The sequence below is a fragment of the Streptomyces sp. NBC_01257 genome (assembly GCF_035917255.1).
Lineage (GTDB): Bacteria > Actinomycetota > Actinomycetes > Streptomycetales > Streptomycetaceae > Streptomyces.
The window spans coordinates 6,054,526-6,074,983 of sequence record NZ_CP108472.1 but is presented as its reverse complement, the minus strand read 5'-3'; the positions used below and the strand labels follow the sequence as shown (position 1 = coordinate 6,074,983).

General features: G+C 71.1%; 14 protein-coding genes and 2 tRNA genes. 6 read left to right on the top strand and 10 right to left on the bottom strand.

Annotated elements, in window-relative coordinates:
- Positions 1–24: 24 nt before the first annotated feature.
- Positions 25–1,014 (bottom strand): helix-turn-helix transcriptional regulator, encoded by a 990-nt coding sequence (locus OG408_RS26555; protein ID WP_266782647.1) that lies wholly within the window; start codon positions 1,012–1,014, stop codon positions 25–27.
- Between the two features lie 90 nt (positions 1,015–1,104).
- Between OG408_RS26555 and OG408_RS26550 the strand changes: the two genes are divergently transcribed.
- The gene (locus tag OG408_RS26550; RefSeq protein WP_326672334.1) at positions 1,105–5,352 is read left to right on the top strand and encodes a S8 family serine peptidase; all 4,248 of its coding nucleotides are present in this window, start codon (positions 1,105–1,107) and stop codon (positions 5,350–5,352) included.
- Between the two features lie 76 nt (positions 5,353–5,428).
- On the opposite strand, the gene OG408_RS26545 is transcribed toward OG408_RS26550, so the two are convergent.
- On the bottom strand, positions 5,429–6,931 hold the full coding sequence (locus OG408_RS26545; RefSeq protein WP_323178017.1) for a catalase: 1,503 nt from the start codon (positions 6,929–6,931) through the stop codon (positions 5,429–5,431).
- Positions 6,932–7,057: 126 nt separating this feature from the next.
- Between OG408_RS26545 and OG408_RS26540 the strand changes: the two genes are divergently transcribed.
- The 4 genes from OG408_RS26540 to OG408_RS26525 all read left to right on the top strand — a co-directional run bounded on the left by OG408_RS26540 (position 7,058) and on the right by OG408_RS26525 (position 10,575).
- Complete coding sequence (locus OG408_RS26540; RefSeq protein WP_266782641.1) at positions 7,058–7,477, top strand: Fur family transcriptional regulator; 420 nt, start codon at positions 7,058–7,060, stop codon at positions 7,475–7,477.
- A gap of 244 nt (positions 7,478–7,721) precedes the next feature.
- Positions 7,722–8,540 (top strand): ABC transporter ATP-binding protein, encoded by an 819-nt coding sequence (locus tag OG408_RS26535; protein ID WP_266782639.1) that lies wholly within the window; start codon positions 7,722–7,724, stop codon positions 8,538–8,540.
- A complete protein-coding gene (locus OG408_RS26530) occupies positions 8,537–9,406 on the top strand; it encodes an ABC transporter permease (protein WP_326672332.1) in 870 nt (289 codons plus the stop codon). The genes OG408_RS26535 and OG408_RS26530 overlap by 4 nt, the downstream gene beginning before the upstream one ends.
- 23 nt (positions 9,407–9,429) lie before the next feature.
- The gene (locus OG408_RS26525) at positions 9,430–10,575 is read left to right on the top strand and encodes an ABC transporter substrate-binding protein (RefSeq protein ID WP_405405372.1); all 1,146 of its coding nucleotides are present in this window, start codon (positions 9,430–9,432) and stop codon (positions 10,573–10,575) included.
- 65 nt (positions 10,576–10,640) lie between these two features.
- Here OG408_RS26525 and OG408_RS26520 read toward each other — a convergent pair.
- The 4 genes from OG408_RS26520 to OG408_RS26505 form a co-directional block, all read right to left on the bottom strand.
- Positions 10,641–10,714, bottom strand: a tRNA-Met gene (locus OG408_RS26520).
- 280 nt (positions 10,715–10,994) lie between these two features.
- Positions 10,995–13,049 carry a tetratricopeptide repeat protein gene (locus OG408_RS26515; RefSeq protein WP_326672331.1) on the bottom strand — a complete coding sequence of 685 codons (2,055 nt, stop codon included), beginning with the start codon at positions 13,047–13,049 and terminating at the stop codon, positions 10,995–10,997.
- Between the two features lie 213 nt (positions 13,050–13,262).
- A tRNA-Met gene (locus OG408_RS26510) sits at positions 13,263–13,336 on the bottom strand.
- Between the two features lie 52 nt (positions 13,337–13,388).
- Complete coding sequence (locus OG408_RS26505) at positions 13,389–16,322, bottom strand: UPF0182 family membrane protein (RefSeq protein WP_285564693.1); 2,934 nt, start codon at positions 16,320–16,322, stop codon at positions 13,389–13,391.
- Between the two features lie 128 nt (positions 16,323–16,450).
- On the opposite strand from OG408_RS26505, the gene OG408_RS26500 reads away from it, so the two are divergent.
- On the top strand, positions 16,451–17,020 hold the full coding sequence (locus OG408_RS26500) for a PPA1309 family protein (protein WP_266782633.1): 570 nt from the start codon (positions 16,451–16,453) through the stop codon (positions 17,018–17,020).
- 31 nt (positions 17,021–17,051) lie between these two features.
- On the opposite strand, the gene OG408_RS26495 is transcribed toward OG408_RS26500, so the two are convergent.
- From OG408_RS26495 to OG408_RS26480, 4 genes are all read right to left on the bottom strand, one after another.
- Positions 17,052–18,140, bottom strand: a complete 1,089-nt coding sequence (locus OG408_RS26495) for a YlbL family protein (protein WP_266782631.1) — start codon at positions 18,138–18,140, stop codon at positions 17,052–17,054.
- A gap of 145 nt (positions 18,141–18,285) precedes the next feature.
- The gene (locus OG408_RS26490; protein WP_266782629.1) at positions 18,286–18,474 is read right to left on the bottom strand and encodes a hypothetical protein; all 189 of its coding nucleotides are present in this window, start codon (positions 18,472–18,474) and stop codon (positions 18,286–18,288) included.
- Positions 18,475–18,602: 128 nt separating this feature from the next.
- Entirely contained in the window at positions 18,603–19,064 is a 462-nt protein-coding gene (locus tag OG408_RS26485) for a molybdenum cofactor biosynthesis protein MoaE (protein ID WP_266782627.1), read from the bottom strand.
- A 148-nt stretch (positions 19,065–19,212) separates the two neighbouring features.
- Complete coding sequence (locus OG408_RS26480; RefSeq protein ID WP_266782625.1) at positions 19,213–20,391, bottom strand: SDR family oxidoreductase; 1,179 nt, start codon at positions 20,389–20,391, stop codon at positions 19,213–19,215.
- Positions 20,392–20,458 lie beyond the last annotated feature (67 nt).

Sequence of the window (20,458 nt, the reverse complement as noted above, 5' to 3'; positions counted from 1 at the left end):
ACCTTTGCCCGTCTTCGGGCAGTGTCAGAGGCCGGCGTCGCCGTCCGCCCCGATGCCCGCGGGGCCCTCGATCCAGCCCCGCCGCGCCGCGATGACCCCCGCCTGGAAGCGGTTCGCCGCCCCCAACTGCTCGTGGAGCCTGCTGATCCGGCGTCGCATCGTCCGCACCGACCAGCCCAGCTGACGGGCGATCGCCTCATCCTTCAGGCCGCTGACCAGCAACGTCAGCATCTGCCGGTCCTCCGCGCCGAGCGGGTCGTCGGCCGGGGCGTCCAGCGGGGTGGCGGTGCGCCAGCACAGTTCCCAGTAGTCGATCAGCCCGTCGAGCAGGGCCGAGGGACGGATGACGGCGGCGCGCACGCTCGTGGTGAAGTCCAGGGTGAGCGGCATCAGGGCCAGCCTGCGGTCGGCTATCGCGAGCTTGATCCGCAGCCCGGGCAGGACGCGGGCATGCTCTCCGTGGCGGACGAGTTCGCGGATGTCGTCGAGCACACCGGGCCACTCCAGGGCCTCGGGGGCGTACACCGCGCGATAGCGCACCCCTCGCGAAAGGGCCGCGGACTCCACCGGATTGGACGTGGTGAGGGCGTACGGCGGACGGTCGAGCGTGATGACCTCGGCGCGCGCCTCCTGCTGCAACCGTACGAACCACCGGCCCAACGCCTCGCTGCCGTCGATCACTTCGACCTGTTCCGAGCTGCCCTGCCGGGCCGTGGCGAAGAGCCTGGACAGCTCGCCGGCCGCCGCGCGCACCCCGTCGAGCTCGGCGGTCCGGGCCCGTACGAGGGCGTCGACCGCCCCGCTCGGTTCGATCGCCGCATAGCGGCGGCGGGCCCCGGAAAGGCGTCCGACCAGGCCGTTCTCCCGCAGCCTGTCGAGTGCCCTGCCGGTGCGCTCGGGCGTGGAGCCCAGGTCGGCCGCGATGTCCGCGGGGCCGGCGGTGTGCCGGACGAGGATGGCCCGGTAGACACTTTCGTCGAACGGGTCGATACCGGCTGCGGTGAGATGCGACATGCGGCGGATCATGGCCCGTGTGTGCCAGTGACAGCAATGGGCCAGCCCAAATCGTTGTCCCGGACATGCCTCGGCGATTAGGCATCTGTCATGGCAATCCCACGCGTCCCTCGTTCACCCCGCTCCGTCCGAAGATCCGGCCGGGCCCACCGGCGCGCGCTGACCACCGGCATCGCCCTGTCCGCCGCACTCGGCGGACTGCTCGCCGCGGCGCCCCCGTCCGCGACCGCAACCCCCGCGGACGACCCCGCGCAACGGGTGATCGTGACCCTGGAGGGCGACGCGGCCGCCTCGGGCGGCAGCCGGCTCCGCTCGGCCGGCACGGCGGACATCGCCTCGGCACGCCGGGCCGTGGCCGGCCGGCAGCAGACGTTCCTCGACCGGGCGAAGAGCGCCGGTCTGCGCCCCACCTCGCCCCGCAAGCTGAACCTGCTGGTCAACGCGGTGGCCGTGACGGTCAAGGCCTCCGAGGTGCAGGCGCTGCGGACGCTGCCCGGGGTGGTGTCCGTGCAGCCGGACGCCAAGATCAGGATGTATACCAGCGACAGCGTGCCGCTCATCGGCGCTCCGGAGGTCTGGAAGCGCGAGGACCCGTCGGGTGCGGCGGCCGACGGCGCCGGCGTGACCGTCGCCGTGCTCGACAGCGGCGTCGACTACAGCCACCCTGACCTGGGCGGAGGCTTCGGCGAGGGCCACAAGGTGGTCGCCGGGCACGACTTCGTCAACGGCGACGACGACCCGATGGACGACAACGGCCACGGGACGCACGTCGCCGGGATCATCGCCGGCAGGGCCGCCGCGAAGGGCGGCGTCACCGGCGTCGCCCCCGGGGCCGAGCTCACCGCGTACAAGGTGATGAACGCCAACGGCGAAGGCACCACCTCTGACATCGTTGCCGGGATCGAGGCCGCGATCGACCCGGCCAACCCGCACCGCGCCGATGTGATCAACCTCAGCATCGGCGGATACGGCGACGGCAGCGACCCGCTCGGCCTGGCGGCGACGGCCGCCACCCGGGCCGGAGTCGTGGTCGTCGCCGCCGCCGGGAACGAGGGCCCCGGCGCGGGCACCGTCGGATCGCCCGCGGCGGCGGACGGGGTGATCGCGGTCGGCGCCTCCGTCAGCGGGCTGCGCCTGCCGGGCGCCACCTACCGCGACGGCGAGAAGATCCAGACCTACCGCGGAGTCCTGTCCGCCAACCCGCCGGCGAAGCCGCTGACCACCCAGCTGGTCGACGTCGGCCAGGGCGCCCCGGAGGACTGGGAGCGGGCCGGCGACGTCACGGGCAAGGCCGTGCGCCTCGAAGTGCCGGTGTCCGAGCAGGCGCAGGACGTCACCACGTGGGAGATCGAGCAGGCCCGCGAGGCCGAACGGCGCGGCGCCGTGGCGCTCATCGGCGGGGGCTCGGGCGGCGGCCCGGTCTTCTCCGTGCCCGGCGGCCGGTCCGCGGACGCGGGCATCGGCGGCGACCCGCTGCGGCTCCCGGCGGACAGCGCCGGCGTCAAGGACTCCGGCGACTCGATGCGGATGGACTCGGTCGTCATGCTCGGCATCGACTCCACCCAGTACGAGGAGCTGTCGGCGCGGCTCGGCGCGGGGAAGGTCGAGATCACCCTCACCGGTGAGGACGTGACGGACCGGATCCCGTCGTTCTCCTCGCGCGGCCCCGACCTGCGCTGGAACCTCAAGCCCGACCTGGTCGCACCCGGCTACGACATCCTGTCCACGGTCCCGAAGTCGGTGTACGCGCCCGGCTACTACCGGATGTCCGGTACGTCGATGGCCGCCCCGCACGTCGCGGGCGCCGCGGCCCTGATCCGCCAGCTCCACCCCGAACAGACCCCGGACCAGGTCCGTTCCGGTCTGACCGGCGCGTCGAAGAAGGTGGCGGACAGCGAGCCGACGAGCTACGGCTCGGGCCGGCTCGACATCCCGGCAGCGGCCGACGCGGCCGATGCCGGGATCACCACCACGCCGAGCTCGCTGTCGTACGGCCTCGCCGACACGGCGGGCTCCACCGTCGGCGGGACCCGGAAACTGACGGTGAACAACGCCTCGGACAAGGCACGTTCGGTACGTCTGGGGGTGAGCGGCGACGCGGCCGTCTCGCCGCGCACCCTGCGGGTCCCGGCCGGCGGCAGCGCCACCGCGACGGTGACCGTGCGGGCGGACCGGCCCGGGGGCGAGGCCGAGATCAGCGGCGAGGTGACCCTCACCCCGTCCGGCGGCAGGGCCCTGCGGGTGCCCTACCTCCTCGTCGTACGGCAGCTGTTCGTCCAGGCGGGCCCCGATCCGAGCGACGGCGAGTCCGGCATCGCGATCTTCACCCCGGCCCCGCTCGCCGAGGCCCCCGTCGTGACGGTGAGGCCGCCGCACGGCCGCAGCCGGGACATCCGGGCGACACTGCGCTCCGGCAATGTCTACGAGGCCCGGGTGACCGGTGCGGTCGAGGGCACCCATCTGGTGTCCGTCCGCGCCAGGACCACGACCGGACAGACCCTGCGCGGCAGCGACGGATTCGAGGTGACACCTGCCGACAGCCGGCACAGCCGCTGGACGCCGGTCGGTCCGTACGACGCGAGCGGGCAGATCACCGTCGCCGCGAACCGTCCGGGCCGGGCCGCGCTCACCCAGGGCGGCAAGGTCGGTCCCTGGGTCACCGACGACGGTGACACCTGGCGTCAGCTCGACCGGCTCCCGGTCACCGACCAGGTCGACACGGGCAGCCTGGTCATCGACGCGAAGAACGCCGACCGCTGGTGGTACACGGTCAACAGCGCGAGCAACTTCCCGCGTACGTCCTCGATCCTGCGCACCGAGGACGCGGGGCGCACCTGGCAGACCCTGGACACCCCCGACTCGGTGATCTCGCAGCTCGTCTCCGACGAGCGCACCCGCACCCTGATCGCGGTCACCGAGGGCGGGCTGCAGATCAGCACGGACGGCGGCGACCACTGGTCGGCCGGCCCGGCCGGCGTACCGGGCACGGTCTACGACGCGGCGATCGGCGGCGACACGCTGTACTTCGCCACCGGCGACGCCGTGTGGGCCAGGTCCGGGGTCGCCTCGGGCGTCCTCGGCGAGGCACGGCAGGTGTACGACTCGAAGGGCGGCCCGACCGTCCAGATCGCCGCGGACAGCGGTGTGGTGGCGGCGTACGTGATCGGCACCGGCGTCGTCGGCTCGCACGACGGCGGCGTGAACTGGTCGACGCTCATCGACCCGGGTCACGGCGCGAGCGGACTCACCGCCACCGGCGGGGATCTCTACCTCGGCACGGGGGACGGCGTGCAGGCCGGCCGTGACCACGGCCGGAACTGGACGCTCCTGCCCGGAGTGAGCGACGCCTCCGTCGTGACCGACATCGACCGCTGGAGCGACGGCTCGCTGACGCTGTCCGAGAGCAGCAACGGCATCTACCGGGGCACGGCGCAGGGCGAGGACTACCGCCGCATCGGCATCCAGGGCGGCACCGTCAACGACGTCGTGGTCAGCGGTGACGTCCTGCTGGCGGCCGACGACATCGGCACCCAGCGCACCACCGTCCCGGCGGCGAACCCCGACTGGGGCACGACGGGCGGCGAGGGGACCATCGGCAGCGGTACGTCGCAGCTCGTCGTCTCACCGCAGGACTCCAGGGTCCTGTGGCGCACCCAGGCCGACGCGTTCGGCGGATTCTCCGTCGAGCGGAGCGGCGACCGGGGCGCCACCTGGGAGCAGAAGGGCCACGGCGCGGGCCAGGTGTTCTCCCTCGCCGTGCACCCGGCCGACCCCGACCGGATCTACGTCGGGTACGGCAACCAGCTGAGCAGCGGCCTGTTCCGTACCGAGGACGGCGGCGCGACGTGGAAGAACCTGCGCCACGACACGTACTTCACCGCCGTATCCGGTGACCCCCGGAACCCGGAGAAGCTGCTGCTGGGCACGCCCGACGGGCTCTACCGCTCGGACGACGGCGGCGCCACGCGGAGCAAGGTGGCGGACGGCCGCGTCGACACCATCGAGCGCACCGGCTCGCAGCTGCTGATCGGCGGTGACTCGATCCGGATCTCCGACAACGGCGGCCGGACGTTCCGCACCGCCGACACGGGCCGGCTGCCGCTGCGGGTGAGCGACCTGCTGAAGGTCGGCCACACCCTCTACGCCTCGACGACGAACATCTGGGAGACGGCCCTGCCGCGCGGGGGCCGGGGCGTGCTGCGGTCGACCGACGGCGGCCGGAGCTGGCAGAACATCTCCACGGGTCTGCAGAACCTGGACGCCACGAGCCTCGCCACGGACGGCCACCGGCTGTACGTCGGCACGGTGCAGGGAGGTGTGCACCGGCTCACCCTGTAAGGCGGGGCATTCGGAACGCGGGGCGGGGCGGCGGATGATCCGCCGCCCCGCCCCGCGGGTGTGTCCGGTCGAGGCCTCAGCCGCGCAGAGCCTGGACGGCCGCTTCCAGCCGCTTGCCGAAGTCCCCGTCGGCCCGGCGGAAGTTGTCGATCGCGCGCTCGGCGATGTCGTCGCGCGAGACCTTCGCGATGAACCCGGCGAGGTTGTCGATCAGACGGCTCTTCTCGTCCTCGGAGTAGAGCCGGTAGAGGTTCCCGGCCTGCACGAAGTCGTTGTCCTCGGCGTGGGCGGGAGCCTCGTGGGTGCCGGTGCCGCCGCTGACCTGGGTGGGCTCCCACAACGGGCGGTCGGTCTGGACCGGACCGCCGAAGCTGTTCGGCTCGTAGTTCTTCGCACCCCCGTGGCGGCCGTCGTACAGGTGGCCGTCGCGGCTGTGGGTCCGGGCCTCGGCGGCGTGCGGGCGGTTGACCGGCAGGTGGTCGGCGTTGATGCCGACGCGGTAGCGGTGCGCGTCGCCGTACGCGAAGAGACGGCCCTGGAGCATCTTGTCCGGGGACGGGCCGATGCCGGGCACGAAGTGCGCGGGGCTGAAGACCGACTGCTCGGTCTCGGCGAAGATGTTCTCCGGGTTCCGGTTCAGCTCCAGCTTGCCGATCTCGACCGGCGGGTAGTCGGCGTGCGGCCACACCTTGGTGAGGTCGAACGGGTTGAAGCGGTACGTCGCCGCGTCGGCCGCCGGCATGATCTGGACCTGCACGGTCCAGGACGGGAACTCGCCCCGCTCGATGGCCTCGCGCAGATCACGCTGGTGGCTGTCCGGGTCCATGCCGGAGACCTGGTTGGCCTCGTCGGTGGTGAGGTTCCTGATGCCCTGGTCGGTCTTGAAGTGGTACTTGACCCAGAAGACCTCGCCGGCCTCGTTGTTCCACTGGTAGGTGTGCGAGCCGTACCCGTTCATGTGGCGCAGCGTGGCCGGGATGCCGCGGTCGCCGAAGAGCCAGGTCACCTGGTGGGTGGACTCGGGCGACAGACCCCAGAAGTCCCAGACGTTGTCCGCCTCCTGCGAGCCGGTGTACGGGTCGCGCTTCTGGGTGTGGATGAAGTCGGGGAACTTGATGGCGTCCTTGATGAAGAACACCGGGGTGTTGTTGCCGACGAGGTCGTAGTTGCCGTCCTCGGTGTAGAACTTCAGCGCGAAGCCGCGCGGGTCACGCACGGCGTCGGCGGAGCCGAGGTTGCCCGCGACGGTGGAGAAGCGCAGGAACGTCTCGGTCTGCTTGCCGACCTCGGAGAGGAACCTCGCCCGGGTCCACTGCGAGACGTCACGGGTCAGCGTGAAGGTGCCGTACGCACCGGCGCCGCGGGCGTGCACGACGCGCTCCGGGATGCGCTCCCGGTTGAAGTGCGCCAGCTTCTCCATCAGCAGCTGGTCCTGCACCAGCACGGGACCGCCGACGCCCGCCGTCTGACTGTTCTGGTTGTCGGCCACCGGGGCTCCGGCCTCCGTGGTGAGCGGTCCCTGTGTCACGTGCGCCTCCTGCGTCGTTCCTGCACATTCGTCATGCCGTAGTGCCGTCATGGCGTGCACAGCCTGTCCCTGGCCAATGCCGTAACCGATCCTACAATGGACTTAGTCCAAGTCAAGGCAGCTTCCAAAGTCACACCTGTTCGGGACCTGACCCCCACCACTGTTAGGCTTGCCCTCATGAGTGACCTGCTGGAACGACTCCGTGGACGCGGCTGGCGCATGACCGCACAACGGCGCGTCGTGGCCGAGGTCCTCGACGGGGACCATGTGCACCTGACGGCCGACGAGGTCCACGCCCGGGCCGTCGCCAAGCTGCCCGAGATCTCCCGCGCCACCGTCTACAACACTCTGGGCGAGATGGTGACCCTCGGCGAGGTCATCGAGGTCTCCACCGACCGCCGCGCCAAGCGCTACGACCCGAACGCCCACCGCCCCCACCACCACCTGGTGTGCGCGCGGTGCGGCGCCATCCGTGACGTACACCCGTCGGGCGATCCACTGGCGGACCTGCCGGCCGGCGAGCGCTTCGGCTTCATGATCTCCGGCGTGGAGATGACGTACCGCGGCGTCTGCCCGAGCTGCGCCGCGGCCGCCTGAGCCCGGCCACTCCCCCACCTCCTCCAACGCCCCCACCGGACATCCGGCGGGGGCGTTGCCCGTATACCCCCACGCCCGACCGGACTTCCGCCGACGGCGCCCTCGGCACGTGCGGCCGGCGCCATCCGGCCACCCCGTTACCCGCGCACCCCCTTCCCGAATCTGACGGGTCGTCATATCGTCATCGGCGATCACGGCCGCCCCCGCGGCAGCCGTGCACCTCGATGTGTACGAGGAGAGACCCGTGGGAGACCCGCACCCGAACCCACCCCAGGCAACCGCGCCACCGACCACCGCCCCGAAGCTCCGCGCCCGCGCCCTGTCCCGCTCCTTCGGGCGCGGCAGCCGGGCGCTGGCCGCCCTCGGCCCCGTCGATCTCGACATCGTGCCGGGCGAGTTCACCTGCATCGTCGGACCTTCCGGCTGCGGCAAGTCCACCCTGCTGCGGATCGCGGCCGGACTGCTGCGCCCCAGCGCGGGCGAACTGTCGATCCGTACGGCCTCGCCCCGGCCGGCCGCGATGATCTTCCAGGACTACGGGATCCACGACTGGAAGACCGTCCTGGCCAACGTCCGCTTCGGCCTCGACATCCAGCGCGTGCCCCGCCGCGAGGCCGATGCCCGGGCGCGCGACTGGCTGTCCCGGCTGGGGCTCGCCGACTTCGCGGGCGCCTACCCCGCCGAACTCTCCGGCGGCATGCGCCAGCGGGTGGCCATCGCCCGCGCGCTCGCCGTCGAACCCGAGATCCTGCTGATGGACGAACCGTTCGCCGCACTCGACGCCCAGCTCCGCACGATCCTCCAGGACGAACTCCTGGACCTCACCCAGACCACCCGCACCACCACCCTGTTCATCACCCACAGCCTCGAAGAGGCGATCGTGCTCGGGGACCGGGTCCTGGTGATGTCCGCCAGACCGGGCCGGATCATCGCCGAACACCGTCCGCCGTTCGCCCGGCCGCGTACCGGGGACATCCGGGCGACAGCCGAGTTCACCGCGCTGAAGAGCGAGTTGTGGGAACTGCTGCGCGGCGAGGTCCGCGGAGAGGCGGCGCCGGTATGAGCACGGCCGTGAAGTCCCCGGACACCGACGAGCAGATCCTCGTCCGCAGGCCCGGACCGCAGGAACTGCACCCGGTACGCACCCACCGCAGGCGCCGCACCCTGGAGATCGCCCTCGCCGTCGCCGTACCGCTCCTGCTGGTGCTGCTCTGGCAGCTCGCCGCGGCCAGGTCCTGGATCGACGACCGCGTCTACCCCGCACCCTCCACCATCTTCGCGGACGGCTGGGACCGCGCGGCCGACGGCGCCCTGTGGCCGGATGTGTGGGCCACCCTCAAGCGGGTGCTCGGCGGCTACGCGATCGGCACGGTCGCGGGCTACGCCCTCGGCCTGCTCATGGGTTCCCTCGCCCTCGTCCGGGCGGCACTGGAACCGCTGCTCGACGCCCTCTACGTCGTACCGAAACTGGCCCTGCTGCCGGTCTTCCTCAATATGTTCGGCCTCGGTGAAGGGCCGCAGATCGCCCTGGTCGCCGCCACCGTCTTCTTCTTCGTCTGGATCTCGACGATGGCGGCCGTGCTCGCCGTACCCACAGGTCACCGGGACGCCGGGCAGGTGTTCGGCGCCTCGCCCTGGCAGATGTTCCGGCACATCCTGCTGCCCGCCTCCCTCCCCGCCGTCCTGGTCGGGGCGCGGATCGCGGCGGGCGTGGCGGTGCTCGTCATCGTCGCCTCGGAGCAGATCGCGGCGGCCGACGGGCTGGGCCATCTGATCTTCGACTCCCGCGCCCTGTTCCAGAACGACGTGATGTTCGTCGGCATCGTCTGTGTGGCGGTGCTCGGCGTCGTCTTCTCCGAAGTGGTGCGGATCGCGGGCCGGCTGCTCACCCCGTGGGCACCGCGCGACCGCGGCCGCAGCCAGTCGTGAACGATTCCCCGTACGGAGGCACTGTGCGTATACGTACCCCCTTCACCGGCACCGTCGTGCTCGTGGCGGCATCCCTGCTCGGCGCGGCAGGCTGCGCCGGGAACAGCTCGTCGGACGACGCCGGTGCCGCCGACGCCGCACCGCGTACCGTCAAGCCCGTCACGGGCTGCGCCGCGGGCTGGACCGACCCCTCCGACCTCGCGCCCGACCGCAAACCCGCCCGCTGCGACAAGGGGGCGCCGGCCGCCCAGCCCCTCGCGAAGAAGCGGAAGATCACCGTCGCCACCGGCACCCTGAGCGCGGAGTACGTCGCTCCGCTCCAGGTCGCGGTCGCCAGGGGCGAGTTCGCGAAGGAGGGACTGGACGTCTCGCTGAAGGTGCTGCCCACCCCGGACGCCCTTCCCCTGCTCGCCAAGGGCGACGTCGACGCGCAGTGGGCGGCGCCCGAGGCCGCGGTGATGAACGGCATCAACGGCGGCTTCGCCATCAAGTGGGTCGCGGGGAACTTCTCCCCCGACCCGGCATCGAAGAGCGGCCTGTGGGTGCGCCTCAAGGACGGCGAGAGCGCCGACCACGTGGACATGGCAGGCAGGAAGCTCGGCACGATGATCGGCAAGGGCTCGGTGATCGCCTATCCGATGGACACCTCGCTGAAGAAGCACGGCGGCGGCCTCGACAAGATCAGCTTCCAGCAGCTCGGCTCGGCGGACGTGCTCACCGCCCTGCAGAACGGCGGCGTGGACTCCGCCTGGCTGCTCGACCCGATCTGGCGGAAGGTCGACAACGACAAGAAGTACGCCTTCCTCGGCGGACAGCCGGCCGGCGAACCGCTCGGCGGGGTGCTCTTCGGGCCCAACCTGCTGAACAAGGACCCGGACGCGGGCGTCGCCTTCCTCCGCGCCTACATCCGTACGGTGAACACCTACTTCGCCGGCGACTACAAGTCCGACCCCGCCTTCCTGACCGAACTGGCCCGGCTGATGAAGACCGACGAGGCCACCCTGCGGTCGACACCGTCGATGCGGATGGACTGGGAGATCCGGAAGGGGACGACGGACCGGCTGCAGAAGGCCTACGCCGACTCCGGCGTCTCGACCGGCGACCCGGTGCCGGAGGAGAAGGCCGTGGACCGGGCGATGTACGGCGAGGCGGTGGGCCACAAGCCCTGAGCCGGGCTGCCCGGGACATGCACAGAGGGCCGGATCCCTTGAAGGATCCGGCCCTCTGTCTTCAGTAGCGGGGACAGGATTTGAACCTGCGACCTCTGGGTTATGAGCCCAGCGAGCTACCGAGCTGCTCCACCCCGCGTCGTTGTGATCTCCACAGTACGGCACGCCCTGGACCAGCGCAAATCCCTTCTCCCGGGGCCCCAGGGGTCCCGGAGAACCCTCCGCCAAGGGCTGTCCCGCACTTCCTGGTGGATCAGCGCGCGGCGTCGGATGCGGTGCGTCGCAAGGCGGAGGGATGCCTGAACACCGGATGTATTCAGGCATCCCGACAACGGAGGGGTCCCCCCGCGCCGTGCAGGCTACGGGGGAGAGGTGCCGTAGCTGTCGTCGTGCTCCCGCCGGGAATTGCGGGACAGCCCTCAGGCGGTCAGCTCCTGGTGCAGCGCCTCACGCAGCCGCGCCGCCCGCTCCGAGACCTCCGCGGGTCCCAGCTCGACGGCCCGGGCGCACCACCGCTGCCCCTCGGTGAGCTCGCCGCGTCGTGCGGCCAGCAGGGCGAGGCGCAGCGCGGCCCGTCCGTGGCCGTCCCGGGCGGCCCGGCTCCACCACAGCGCGGCCTCGCGCTCGCTGCCCTCCCGGGCGAGCAGCAGTCCGAGGTTGAAGGCGCCGTTGCGGCTGCCCGCCTCGGCGGCCTCCCGGTACCAGCGGCCCGCGCTCTCCACGTCCCCGCGGGCCGCGGCGAGCATGCCGACGCGGACCTGGGCGCGGCGGTGCCCCTGCTCGGCCGCCCGCTCGTACCACTCCTCGCACTCGGACTTCTCCGGCATCGGCTCGCCGAGCGCGGGCGGCCCCGGCGGCGGCTGCCGCGAGTCCAGCACCCCGGCCAGCCGGAACGCCGCCTCCGCGCTGCCGCCGCCCGCGGCGCAGCGCAGATGGCGCTCGGCCTCGCGCTCCTCACCGTGGTGCAGCAGCGCCATGCCGACCTGGAGCGCGGCCTCGGTGTGGCCGGCCGCCGCGGCGCGCTCGTACCAGAGCAGGGCCGTGCGGTCCTCGTCACGTCCGGCGTGCAGGATGCCGAGGTTGAAGGCGGCGTCCACGCTGCCGGCCTCGGCCGCCTTGGAGAACCAGGGCTCGGCACCGGTCGCGTCGCCGGCCTGGAGCAGGAGCACGGCCAGCGCGTTGGCCGCCTCGCGGTGGCCTGCGTAGGCGGCGCGGCGGTACCACTGCTCGGCCTGCGGCGTGCGGTCCTGGGCGGCGCAGAGCAGGCCGAGGTTGTACGCCCCGTTGACGTCGCCCGCGTCCATCGCCGCGCGGTACCAGCGCTCGGCGGTCTGCTGCTCGCCCCGGGCCGCGTGCAGCGCGCCGAGCGCGTTGGCGGCGTTGCCGTCGCCGTCCTGGGCGGCGCGCAGCCACCACACGGCGGCGCTCTCCTGGTCGCCCGCGTCGCGCAGCAGGAAGGCGAGCGCGCAGGCGGCCCTGGCCTCGCCGGCCTTGGCGGAGATGAGGTACCAGCGGCCGGCCTCCTTGAGCTCGCCGCGCTGTTCGAGGATGGCCCCGAGGTGCAGGGCGGCACGCCGGTGCCCGCGGGCGGCGGACTGCCGGTACCACTGCTCGGCCTCGCCCACACGCTCCGCGTCGGGGCCCGCGACCGGGCTGTCGTCCTTGCGCACGGCGGCGCCGCGCACCGCGTCGGCGGCCTCGGACTCCGGCCCCGTACGCGGACCCAGGCCGGGGCGGCCGAACGCGTCGTGCGCGTCGGTGGCGTGGCGCTCCAGCATCCGGGCCAGCCGGTACGCCGCTTCGCGGTGTCCCTGCTCGGCCGCGGCGCGCAGCCAGCGCTCGGCGCCCACGTCGCTGCGGTGTTCCAGCAGGTCGGCGAGGGCGTACGCGCCCAGCGCGTGGCCCTGCTCGGCGGACTGGCGCAGCCAGTACTCGGCGCCGGGCTCGTCGCCGCGCTCGCGGTAGTGGCGGCCCAGGGCGTGCGCGGCGGCGGCGGAACCGGCGACGGCGGCGATCCGCCACCAGCCGGCCGCCTCGTCCGCGTATCCGCGCTGGTGCAGCAGGACGCCCAGGTTGTTGGCCGCGGCACGGTCGCCGTCGGCGGTGGCGGCACGCAGGTAGGCCTCGGCGCCGCTCAGGTCGCCGCGGCGCAGCAGCAGCGCGCCGAGCACGCTCATCGACGTGGTGTCCCCCGCGTCGGCGGCACGGCGGTGGCGCGCCTCGCTCTCGGCGTTGTCCGCGCTCGCCGCCGTCTCCGCACTCTCGGCGTTCTCTACGCCGTCGGCGGTCTCAGCGGTCTCTGCACTCTCGACGGTCGCGGCACGCTCCGCAGTCTCGGCGGTCTCGATGTGGTCGTTGTACTGCGCGGTGGCAGCGGCAAATGCCATATCCGCCGCTTTTCCCGCCGGATGGACGCGCTGCTGCACAAACCGCCCTGTCTCCAACAGAGTTGCCCTGTCCCCCATAAATACCATCGTCGCACCACCTACAACCCGCGCACACCTGGTATATCGCGGCCAGTGAGGTCACTTCAGCGTTTTGTCGACATGCCCACAGGGAGACAAGTCAAACACACCCGTGCTCAACTCGTGCCCCACGAACCGCACTTCACGCACACTGCACAAAATAGCCACCACGGCATGACGAAGGCCCGGATCCCCTGGAGGATCCGGGCCTTCGTCTTTCAGTAGCGGGGACAGGATTTGAACCTGCGACCTCTGGGTTATGAGCCCAGCGAGCTACCGAGCTGCTCCACCCCGCGTCGTTGTGTCCAAACCGTACCACGACGCGGGGGTGAAGCTTTACCGGGTTACTCAGCCGCCGCTGTCGGCACTCGCCGACGCCGCCGGCTTCTTCTTCTCGTCCGTCGTACTCGGACTGCCGGCCTTGGGCTGCGCTGCGGCAGCCCGCTCCAGCGCGTCCTGAAGGTCGTCCTGGGCCTTGCCGTAGGCGACCCAGTCCTGCTCCTTCAGCGCCGCCTCACCGGCCGTGTAGGCCTTCTGCGCATCGGCGATCGCCTTCTTCAGCGCGGCGTCACCGGTGGCCGGCGGCTCCGTGGTGTCGCCCGGCGGCTCGGTGGTGTCGGCAGGTGGCTCGGTCGTGTCGGAGCCGTCCACCCCGAAGACCGCGTTGAGCGCCTCCCCGAGACTGTTCTCGAAGACGATCTTCGACCCGTACGAGGCGGCGACCTTGCGCAGAAGCGGGTAGTTCTGCGTGCCACCGCGCGTGTACACCGGCTCGATGTAGAGGAAGCCCCCTTCGAGCGGCACCGTGAGCAGGTTGCCGTACTCGATGTCGGAGTCGGTTCCCTTGAGGTTTCTCACGAACTCGGCGACGTCGTCGTTGCCGTTGAGCTCACTCTGTACCTGGCCGGGGCCCTTCACCGTGGTGGTGACTCTCAGCAGCCTTATCGTGCCGTAGTCCTTGCTGGCCGCATCGGCGTCCACCGCCATGAACGCCCCGAGGTCGGGCCGTCCCTTGGGAGTGAACGTCGTCGTCAGCGAGAACTTCTGAGCCGTCTGGTCCGGCATCTTTATGCTGAGGTAGTACGGCGGGACGGCGCCGGACTCCTTGTTGGTCGGGTCGTCCGGGACCTGCCACGCGTCACTGCCGCTGTAGAACTGCGCGGGGCTCGTGACGTGGTAGCGGGTGAGCAGCTCGCGCTGCACCTTGAACAGGTCCTGCGGGTAGCGCAGGTGGTCCATGAGGTCCTGCGGGATGTCCGTCTTGGACTTCACGGTCCCCGGGAACGCCTTGCGCCAGGTCTTGAGGACCGGGTCCTCGGTGTCCCACTCGTACAGCGTGACCTTGCCGTCGTACGCGTCGACGGTGGCCTTCACCGAGTTGCGGATGTAGTTGACCTGGTTCTGCTGGGCGACGACCGCGCGCTGGTTGGTGGTCAGCGAGTCGGCCGTGGTGTCACCGAGCGTCGTGCGCGAGGCGTACGGATAGCCGTTGGTCGTGGTGTACGCGTCGACGACCCACTGGATGCGGTGGTTCACCACGGCCGGGTAGGCGTCGCCGTCGATGGTCAGCCACGGGGCGACCGCCTCGACGCGCTCCTTGGGCGTGCGGTTGTACAGGATCCGCGAACCCTCGCCGATGGCTCCCGAGTACAGGATCTGCGGCTCGCTGAAGGCCACCGCGTAGGCGGCGCGGTTGAACGCGCTGGAGAGGCTGACGCCGCTCTTGCCCTTGTAGCTGGTGGTCTTCTCGCCGTCCTCCTCGTAGTCGAGCTCCTTCTGGGGCCCGCCGACGATGGAGTACTGCTCGGTCTTCTCGCCGTAGTAGATCTCCTGCTGGTACTGGCCCAGCTCACCGGTGGTCGGCAGACCGGACTCGGTGAAGTCGGGAGATCCCTTCGGGTTCTTGCCGGTGGTGGTGCCGCGGGCGGCGATCGCACCGTAGCCGTGGGTGTAGGTGAAGTGGTCGTTGATCCAGTTGCGCTTGGGGATGCCCTGGAGGTTGAGCTCGCGCAGACCGATGACCGTGTCCTGCTCCTTGCCGGCGTCGTCCTTGTAGCGGTCGACGTCCAGCGTCTTGGGGAACTGGTAGTAGTTCCTCTTCTGCTGGAGCTGCTGGAAGGCCGGGGAGACGACGTTGGGGTCCATCACCCGGTAGCTGGCCGCGGCGTCCGCGCTGGCGCGCAGCTTCGTGTCGTCGTCCGTGGTCGACTTGCCCGCGTAGTCGGTGACCTTCGCGTCATCGATGTCGTAGGCGTCCCGCGTGGCCTTGATGTTCTTCTGGATGAACGGGGCTTCCTTGGCCTGCTCGTTCGGCTGGACCTGGAACTTCTGCACGATCGCCGGGTAGAGCCCGCCGATCAGGATCGCGGAGAGGACCATCAGGCCGAACCCGATCATCGGGAGCTGCCAGGTGCGGCGCCAGAGCGTCGCGAAGAACAGCACGGCGCAGATCGCGGCGATGCAGAACAGGATGGTCTTCGCCGGCAGATAGGCGTTGGCGTCGACGTACCGCAGGCCCGTCCAGTTGTCCGTGGCCTTGAAGTCGCTGGACTTCACGGCCAGCCCGTAGCGGTCGAGCCAGTAGGCCACCGCCTTCAGCGCGACGAAGATGCCGAGCAGCACCGAGAGGTGGCCGGTGGCCGCCCCGGTCGCCCGCGCGCCGGGGCTGGTGATGCGCAGCCCGCCGTACAGGTAGTGGGTCAGCGCGGCCGCGATCAGCGAGAGCACCGTCGCCGCGAAGCCGAAGCCCAGCAGGAAGCGGTACCACGGCAGGTCGAAGGCGTAGAAGGCCACGTCCAGGTGGAACTGGGGGTCCTTCTGACCGAACGACACCCCGTTCACATACATCAGCCAGGTACGCCACTGGCCCGAGGCGGACGCTCCGGCGATCAGACCGACGAGCGCGGTGATCGCGAGCAGCACCCACTTCTTGTACGGGGCGAGACTCATCCGGTAGCGGTCCAGGCTCTGCTGCTCCAGCGACATCGCGCTCAGCGGCGGCCGGAGCCGGTGCGCGAGCCAGATGTTCACACCGATGGCGATGGCCATCAGCAGTCCGAAGACGAGGAACAGCCCGATCTTGGTCCACAGAGTGGTGGTGAAGACGGATGAGAATCCGACCGACCTGTACCAGAGCCAGTCCGTCCAGAACCCGGAGAACATGACGAACGCCATGGCGAGGATCGCCAGGACGCCGAGTGTCATGAGCAGGGTTCGGGCGCGCCGGGACGGGCGGCCGACTCTGATCCGTGGCCCGGTCGGGCCTCCGCCGCGGTCCGGCATCTGGAAAGCCAACGTGCGCACCTCGAAGTTCGCGGGTCGTGTGGAGCGGGCCCAGCGATCGTAGAGCCCACCTATGCAACTTACTGAGGCTTTACCTAGTTCCCGTTACCGGGGCGGAAGGAGGCAGGATGTTGTCCATGCCCAACGTTTCCCCCTCAGGCCCCCCGATGGCCGCGAGTCCGCTCACCGTCGCGGTGCTCGAAATCGACGAGTACATCTCCGGCCTCGGCTGGGACCAGCCCGCCCGGCTCTTCGCCCTGGTCGACACCGCACGGCTGCGGGTCCAGGAGCCCGGCCTGGCCGCTCAGCTCGGCCTCGACGACGACGGTTCGAAGACCGCCGCACTCACCCCTATCGAGCAGGAGGAGCTTCCCGCAGGTACCGCGCTGGACGAGTTCCTCGCCACGATCGCCTGGCCCGACGCCGTCGTCGGGTGCGCGATGACGGTGGAGCGGCTGATGCTGCCGCCGTCCGCCGAGGCCTCCGTACCGGAAGGTCTCGACGACGCCCAGCTGACCAAGTGGGTCGCCAAGCACCCCGACCGTCAGGAGGTGCGGATGACCGTGGCGGTGCTGCGCGACGGTGCCCGCGAGTCCGCCGTGCGGCTGCGGGAGAAGGACTCGCCGAACGACGTGCTGACCGGCGCCGGTCTGGTGCCGGGGCTGGCCGAGGCGCTGGCCGCGACCTTCGAGTCCTGACCCTTTCCGCCTCGCCGCCGGAGGGACGCGGTCAGCCTGCCGAGCAGCTCGGCAGTCCGGCCGTGTCCCCCGCGCGGACCTTCTCCAGCGACTTCTTGGCGTCGGCGATGTTCTTGACCCGTACCAGGGTGAGGCCGTCCGGAGTGTCGTCGGCGGCGGCCTTGCAGTTCTCGTCGGGGGTCAGGAAGTAGCGTGCGCCGGCGTTGCGCGCGCCGACCAGCTTCATGTTGATCCCGCCGATCGGGCCGACCTTGCCCTTGTCGTCGATCGTCCCGGTGCCGGCGATGAACTTGCCGCCCGTCAGCTGCCCCGGGGTCAGCTTGTCGACGATGCCGAGGGAGAACATCAGACCGGCGCTCGGGCCGCCCACGTCGGCGAGCTTGATGTCGATCTCGAACGGGAAGGTGTGGTCCGTCCCCGCCTGGATGCCGACGATCGCCCGGTTCTCCTTGGGCGCCTTCTCCGTGGTGATGGTGACCTTCTCGGTGCCCTCGGGCTCCTTGCCGGCCTTCTCGGCCGCCGCCGCGGTCTTGGCCGGGATGACCGTGAAGGTGACGTCCTGGCCGGGCTTGTGCTTGGTGACGAGCTTCGCCACGTCCTCGGGCTGCTTGACGGCTGTGGCGTCGACGGCCTTGATCACGTCGCCCGCGTGCAGCTTGCCCTGGGAGGGGCTGTCCTTGAGGACCGTGGAGACCACGACCCGGGACGAGACCGGGATGCCCAGCTCGGTGAGCGCGGCGACCTTGGCGCTCTCCTGGGACTGGCTGAACTCCTCGGCGTTCTCCTGCGTCGACTGTTCCTCGGTCTTGCCGTCCGGGTAGAGCGTGTCGTGCGGTACGACGACGCTGTCGTGGCCCAGCCATCCGTAGACGGCCTCGACGAGGTTCATGTTGTAGTCGGCGCCGGTGACCCTGACCGTCGTCATGTTGAGATTGCCGGAGGTCTTGTACGTCTTGTGTCCGGTGATCTGCAGGACGGGCTCGCCGCCGACCTTGCCGAGCGTGTTCACGGTCGGCCCGGGGGACATCTCCGAGTACGGCACTTTGATCAGCACGCCTGCGCAGAGCAGCGCGATCAGGATCAGGGTGGAGGCGAGCATCGTCGCGGTGCGGCGTGGCATGGAACGACAGTACGGGAAGGGTCCGTCAGTGCACCGCCGGGGCCGGTCCGTACGGGGGCCGGGACCGGGGCCGACGAGGGCGCCGGGCGGCCTGGCCGGACGGTGTCGCGCCAGGGATTGGCGACTGCGTACGTCCGGTGTGGCGTCAGACGTTCGATATCTGCTCGACGGGTTCCGAAGCGGAGTGCGACTTCTCCATCGCCTCGCGGAACCGCGCATAGCCGGCGAGCTCGGTGACATCGCCGGTCGTGCGATTACGGGCAGCCCAGCTCCCCCATATCGCCGCACCGAACGCAGCGAAAAGCGGAATCAACAACCAGGCGAGTGCTGCCATCACGACCTCCCTACCCCATGAGCGACCGCAACTGACCGATCAGCAGATTAACCATCTGCGGAACCAACGCTCGTGGCAGGGGTGCGGTTACGCAAATCGGGGTGGCCGCACCCGGGTGCGCCGTGCGCTCAGCAGGCGCCGACCCACTCCTCCGTACCGTCGGAGAATCGCTGGTGCTTCCAGATCGGAACCTCGTGCTTGAGGTCGTCGATGAGCTTGCGGCAGGCCTCGAAGGCCTCGCCGCGGTGCGGGCAGGAGACGGCGACGACGACCGCGAGATCGCCGACCTCCAGTTCACCCACCCGGTGGACGGCGGCCAGCGCGCGGACCGGGAATCCGGCGACGACCTTCTCCGCCACCCGGCGCATCTCGTCCTGCGCGGAGGGGTGGCACGAGTAGCCCAGTGCGCCGACGTCCTGTCCGCTGTCGTGATTGCGCACGGTGCCCACGAAGAGCGCGGTGCCGCCCGCCGCGTCGTCGCCGACGGCGCGGAAGACCTCGTCCACCGACAGCGGTGTGTCGCGGATCTCCAGCAGCCGGATGGGGTCCTGTGCCGCCTGCTCGCCGGGGTGGTCATGCGTGGGTGCCATGGCCACCATCGTGCCGTACCGCTCCGGCATCGCGGAATACGGCTTTCACCCGGCGGGCCGCGGGCCGCCTTGGAGCCTCCTACAGCCCTCACCCGCGCCTCGCAGCGGCCGGGCGGGCCCCCTGGCGCCCCCGACGCCGTCGTCCGGGCTAGAAGCGGCGGCGGGCCTTGCGGGCCCGTCGCACCAGGGCCGCGGTGCCGAGCAGGGCCACGGTCGCGCCGGCGGCCCCGGCAGCGGTGGCGTCCTTGCGGCCGAGTCGGCGGCCGGCCACGGTGTGGCGTCCCTCGACCTCCTCCAGGAGCGCGCCGAGCACCTCCTCGTTGGTCCAGGTGGGCCGCCAGCCCACATCGTGCAGCCGGCTCACGCTGACCACCCACGGATGCATCGTGTACGCCAGGTCACCCGCCGGGGAGGGGGTCAGACCGATCCGGTGCAGCCGGGCGGCGGCGCCGAGCGCGACGGCCGAGGGCAGCTCCATCCGGCGGACACCGCTGAGCTCCTCCACCTCCTCCTGTTCGAGCCAGCCGTCGCAGCCGACCGCGAACTCCCCGTCGATCTTCTCCAGCGCGGCGTACTCCAGCGCCGTGACCAGGTCGTCGACGTGGCAGAACTGCCAGGTGGGACGCGATCCGGCGACGACCAGGAGGCGCGGTGACTCGAAGTAGCGGGTCAGCGCCGTGTCCGTACCGCCGACGAGCACGGTGGGGCGGACCACGGTGACGTGGAGTCCGGGGTGCGCGCGGGGTGCGCGGCGGCCGAGCCGCTCGATCTCCAGCAGGTCGCCGACGCCGGTCGCCTCGGCCGTGGCGCGCAGCTCGGCGTCCTCGGCGAGCGGGACGTCGTTGTCGGGCAGGGCGCCGTAGACCATGGCCGAGGTGCACAGCACGACACGGTGGACACCGGCGGCCGCGGCGGCGGTCAGCACGGTCTGGGTGCCGCGCACGTTGTAGGCGGTGCGGGCGGCGGGATCGGTCTCCAGGTCGAGATCGAGCGCCAGGTGGACCACGACATCGGCGCCGCGCAGCTTCTCCGCGATGGCGGGGTCGCGCACGTCGAGGATGTGCCAGGTCGCCTCGGAGACCTCTCCGCGGCGCTCGTCGATGGCGATGACCTGCTTGATCTCCTCGGAGGCCGCCAGGCGTGCGGTGAGCAGCTCACCGACGCCCGTCGCGGCTCCGGTGACGGCCACGACGGGGCCGCGGCTTCTGGAGCGGCTGCGGACGGGCTTGTTCTCGGGCGTGTGCTCGGTCGTGTTCGCGGTCGTCTCTTCGGGCAGTGGGCCGGTCAGGTTTCGCGCTGCGCGAACCTGAGGATCTGGGGAACTCACCGGGCGTCTCCAGCGGTTGTCTTCAGTACGTACCCGAATGACGCGTACGTACCAGGTGGCGTCCATC

What these genes read in the sequence shown, in the direction of transcription:
- OG408_RS26490 (WP_266782629.1), bottom strand. Translation starts at nt 18,474, where the DNA reads ATGGCAGCACTCGCCTGGTTGTTGATTCCGCTTTTCGCTGCGTTCGGT.
- OG408_RS26505 (WP_285564693.1), bottom strand. Translation starts at nt 16,322, where the DNA reads ATGCCGGACCGCGGCGGAGGCCCGACCGGGCCACGGATCAGAGTCGGC.
- OG408_RS26485 (WP_266782627.1), bottom strand. Translation starts at nt 19,064, where the DNA reads ATGGCACCCACGCATGACCACCCCGGCGAGCAGGCGGCACAGGACCCC.
- OG408_RS26545 (WP_323178017.1), bottom strand. Translation starts at nt 6,931, where the DNA reads ATGACGGCACTACGGCATGACGAATGTGCAGGAACGACGCAGGAGGCG.
- OG408_RS26540 (WP_266782641.1), top strand. Translation starts at nt 7,058, where the DNA reads ATGAGTGACCTGCTGGAACGACTCCGTGGACGCGGCTGGCGCATGACC.
- OG408_RS26515 (WP_326672331.1), bottom strand. Translation starts at nt 13,049, where the DNA reads ATGGTATTTATGGGGGACAGGGCAACTCTGTTGGAGACAGGGCGGTTT.
- OG408_RS26555 (WP_266782647.1), bottom strand. Translation starts at nt 1,014, where the DNA reads ATGTCGCATCTCACCGCAGCCGGTATCGACCCGTTCGACGAAAGTGTC.
- OG408_RS26530 (WP_326672332.1), top strand. Translation starts at nt 8,537, where the DNA reads ATGAGCACGGCCGTGAAGTCCCCGGACACCGACGAGCAGATCCTCGTC.
- OG408_RS26495 (WP_266782631.1), bottom strand. Translation starts at nt 18,140, where the DNA reads ATGCCACGCCGCACCGCGACGATGCTCGCCTCCACCCTGATCCTGATC.
- OG408_RS26550 (WP_326672334.1), top strand. Translation starts at nt 1,105, where the DNA reads ATGGCAATCCCACGCGTCCCTCGTTCACCCCGCTCCGTCCGAAGATCC.
- OG408_RS26500 (WP_266782633.1), top strand. Translation starts at nt 16,451, where the DNA reads ATGTTGTCCATGCCCAACGTTTCCCCCTCAGGCCCCCCGATGGCCGCG.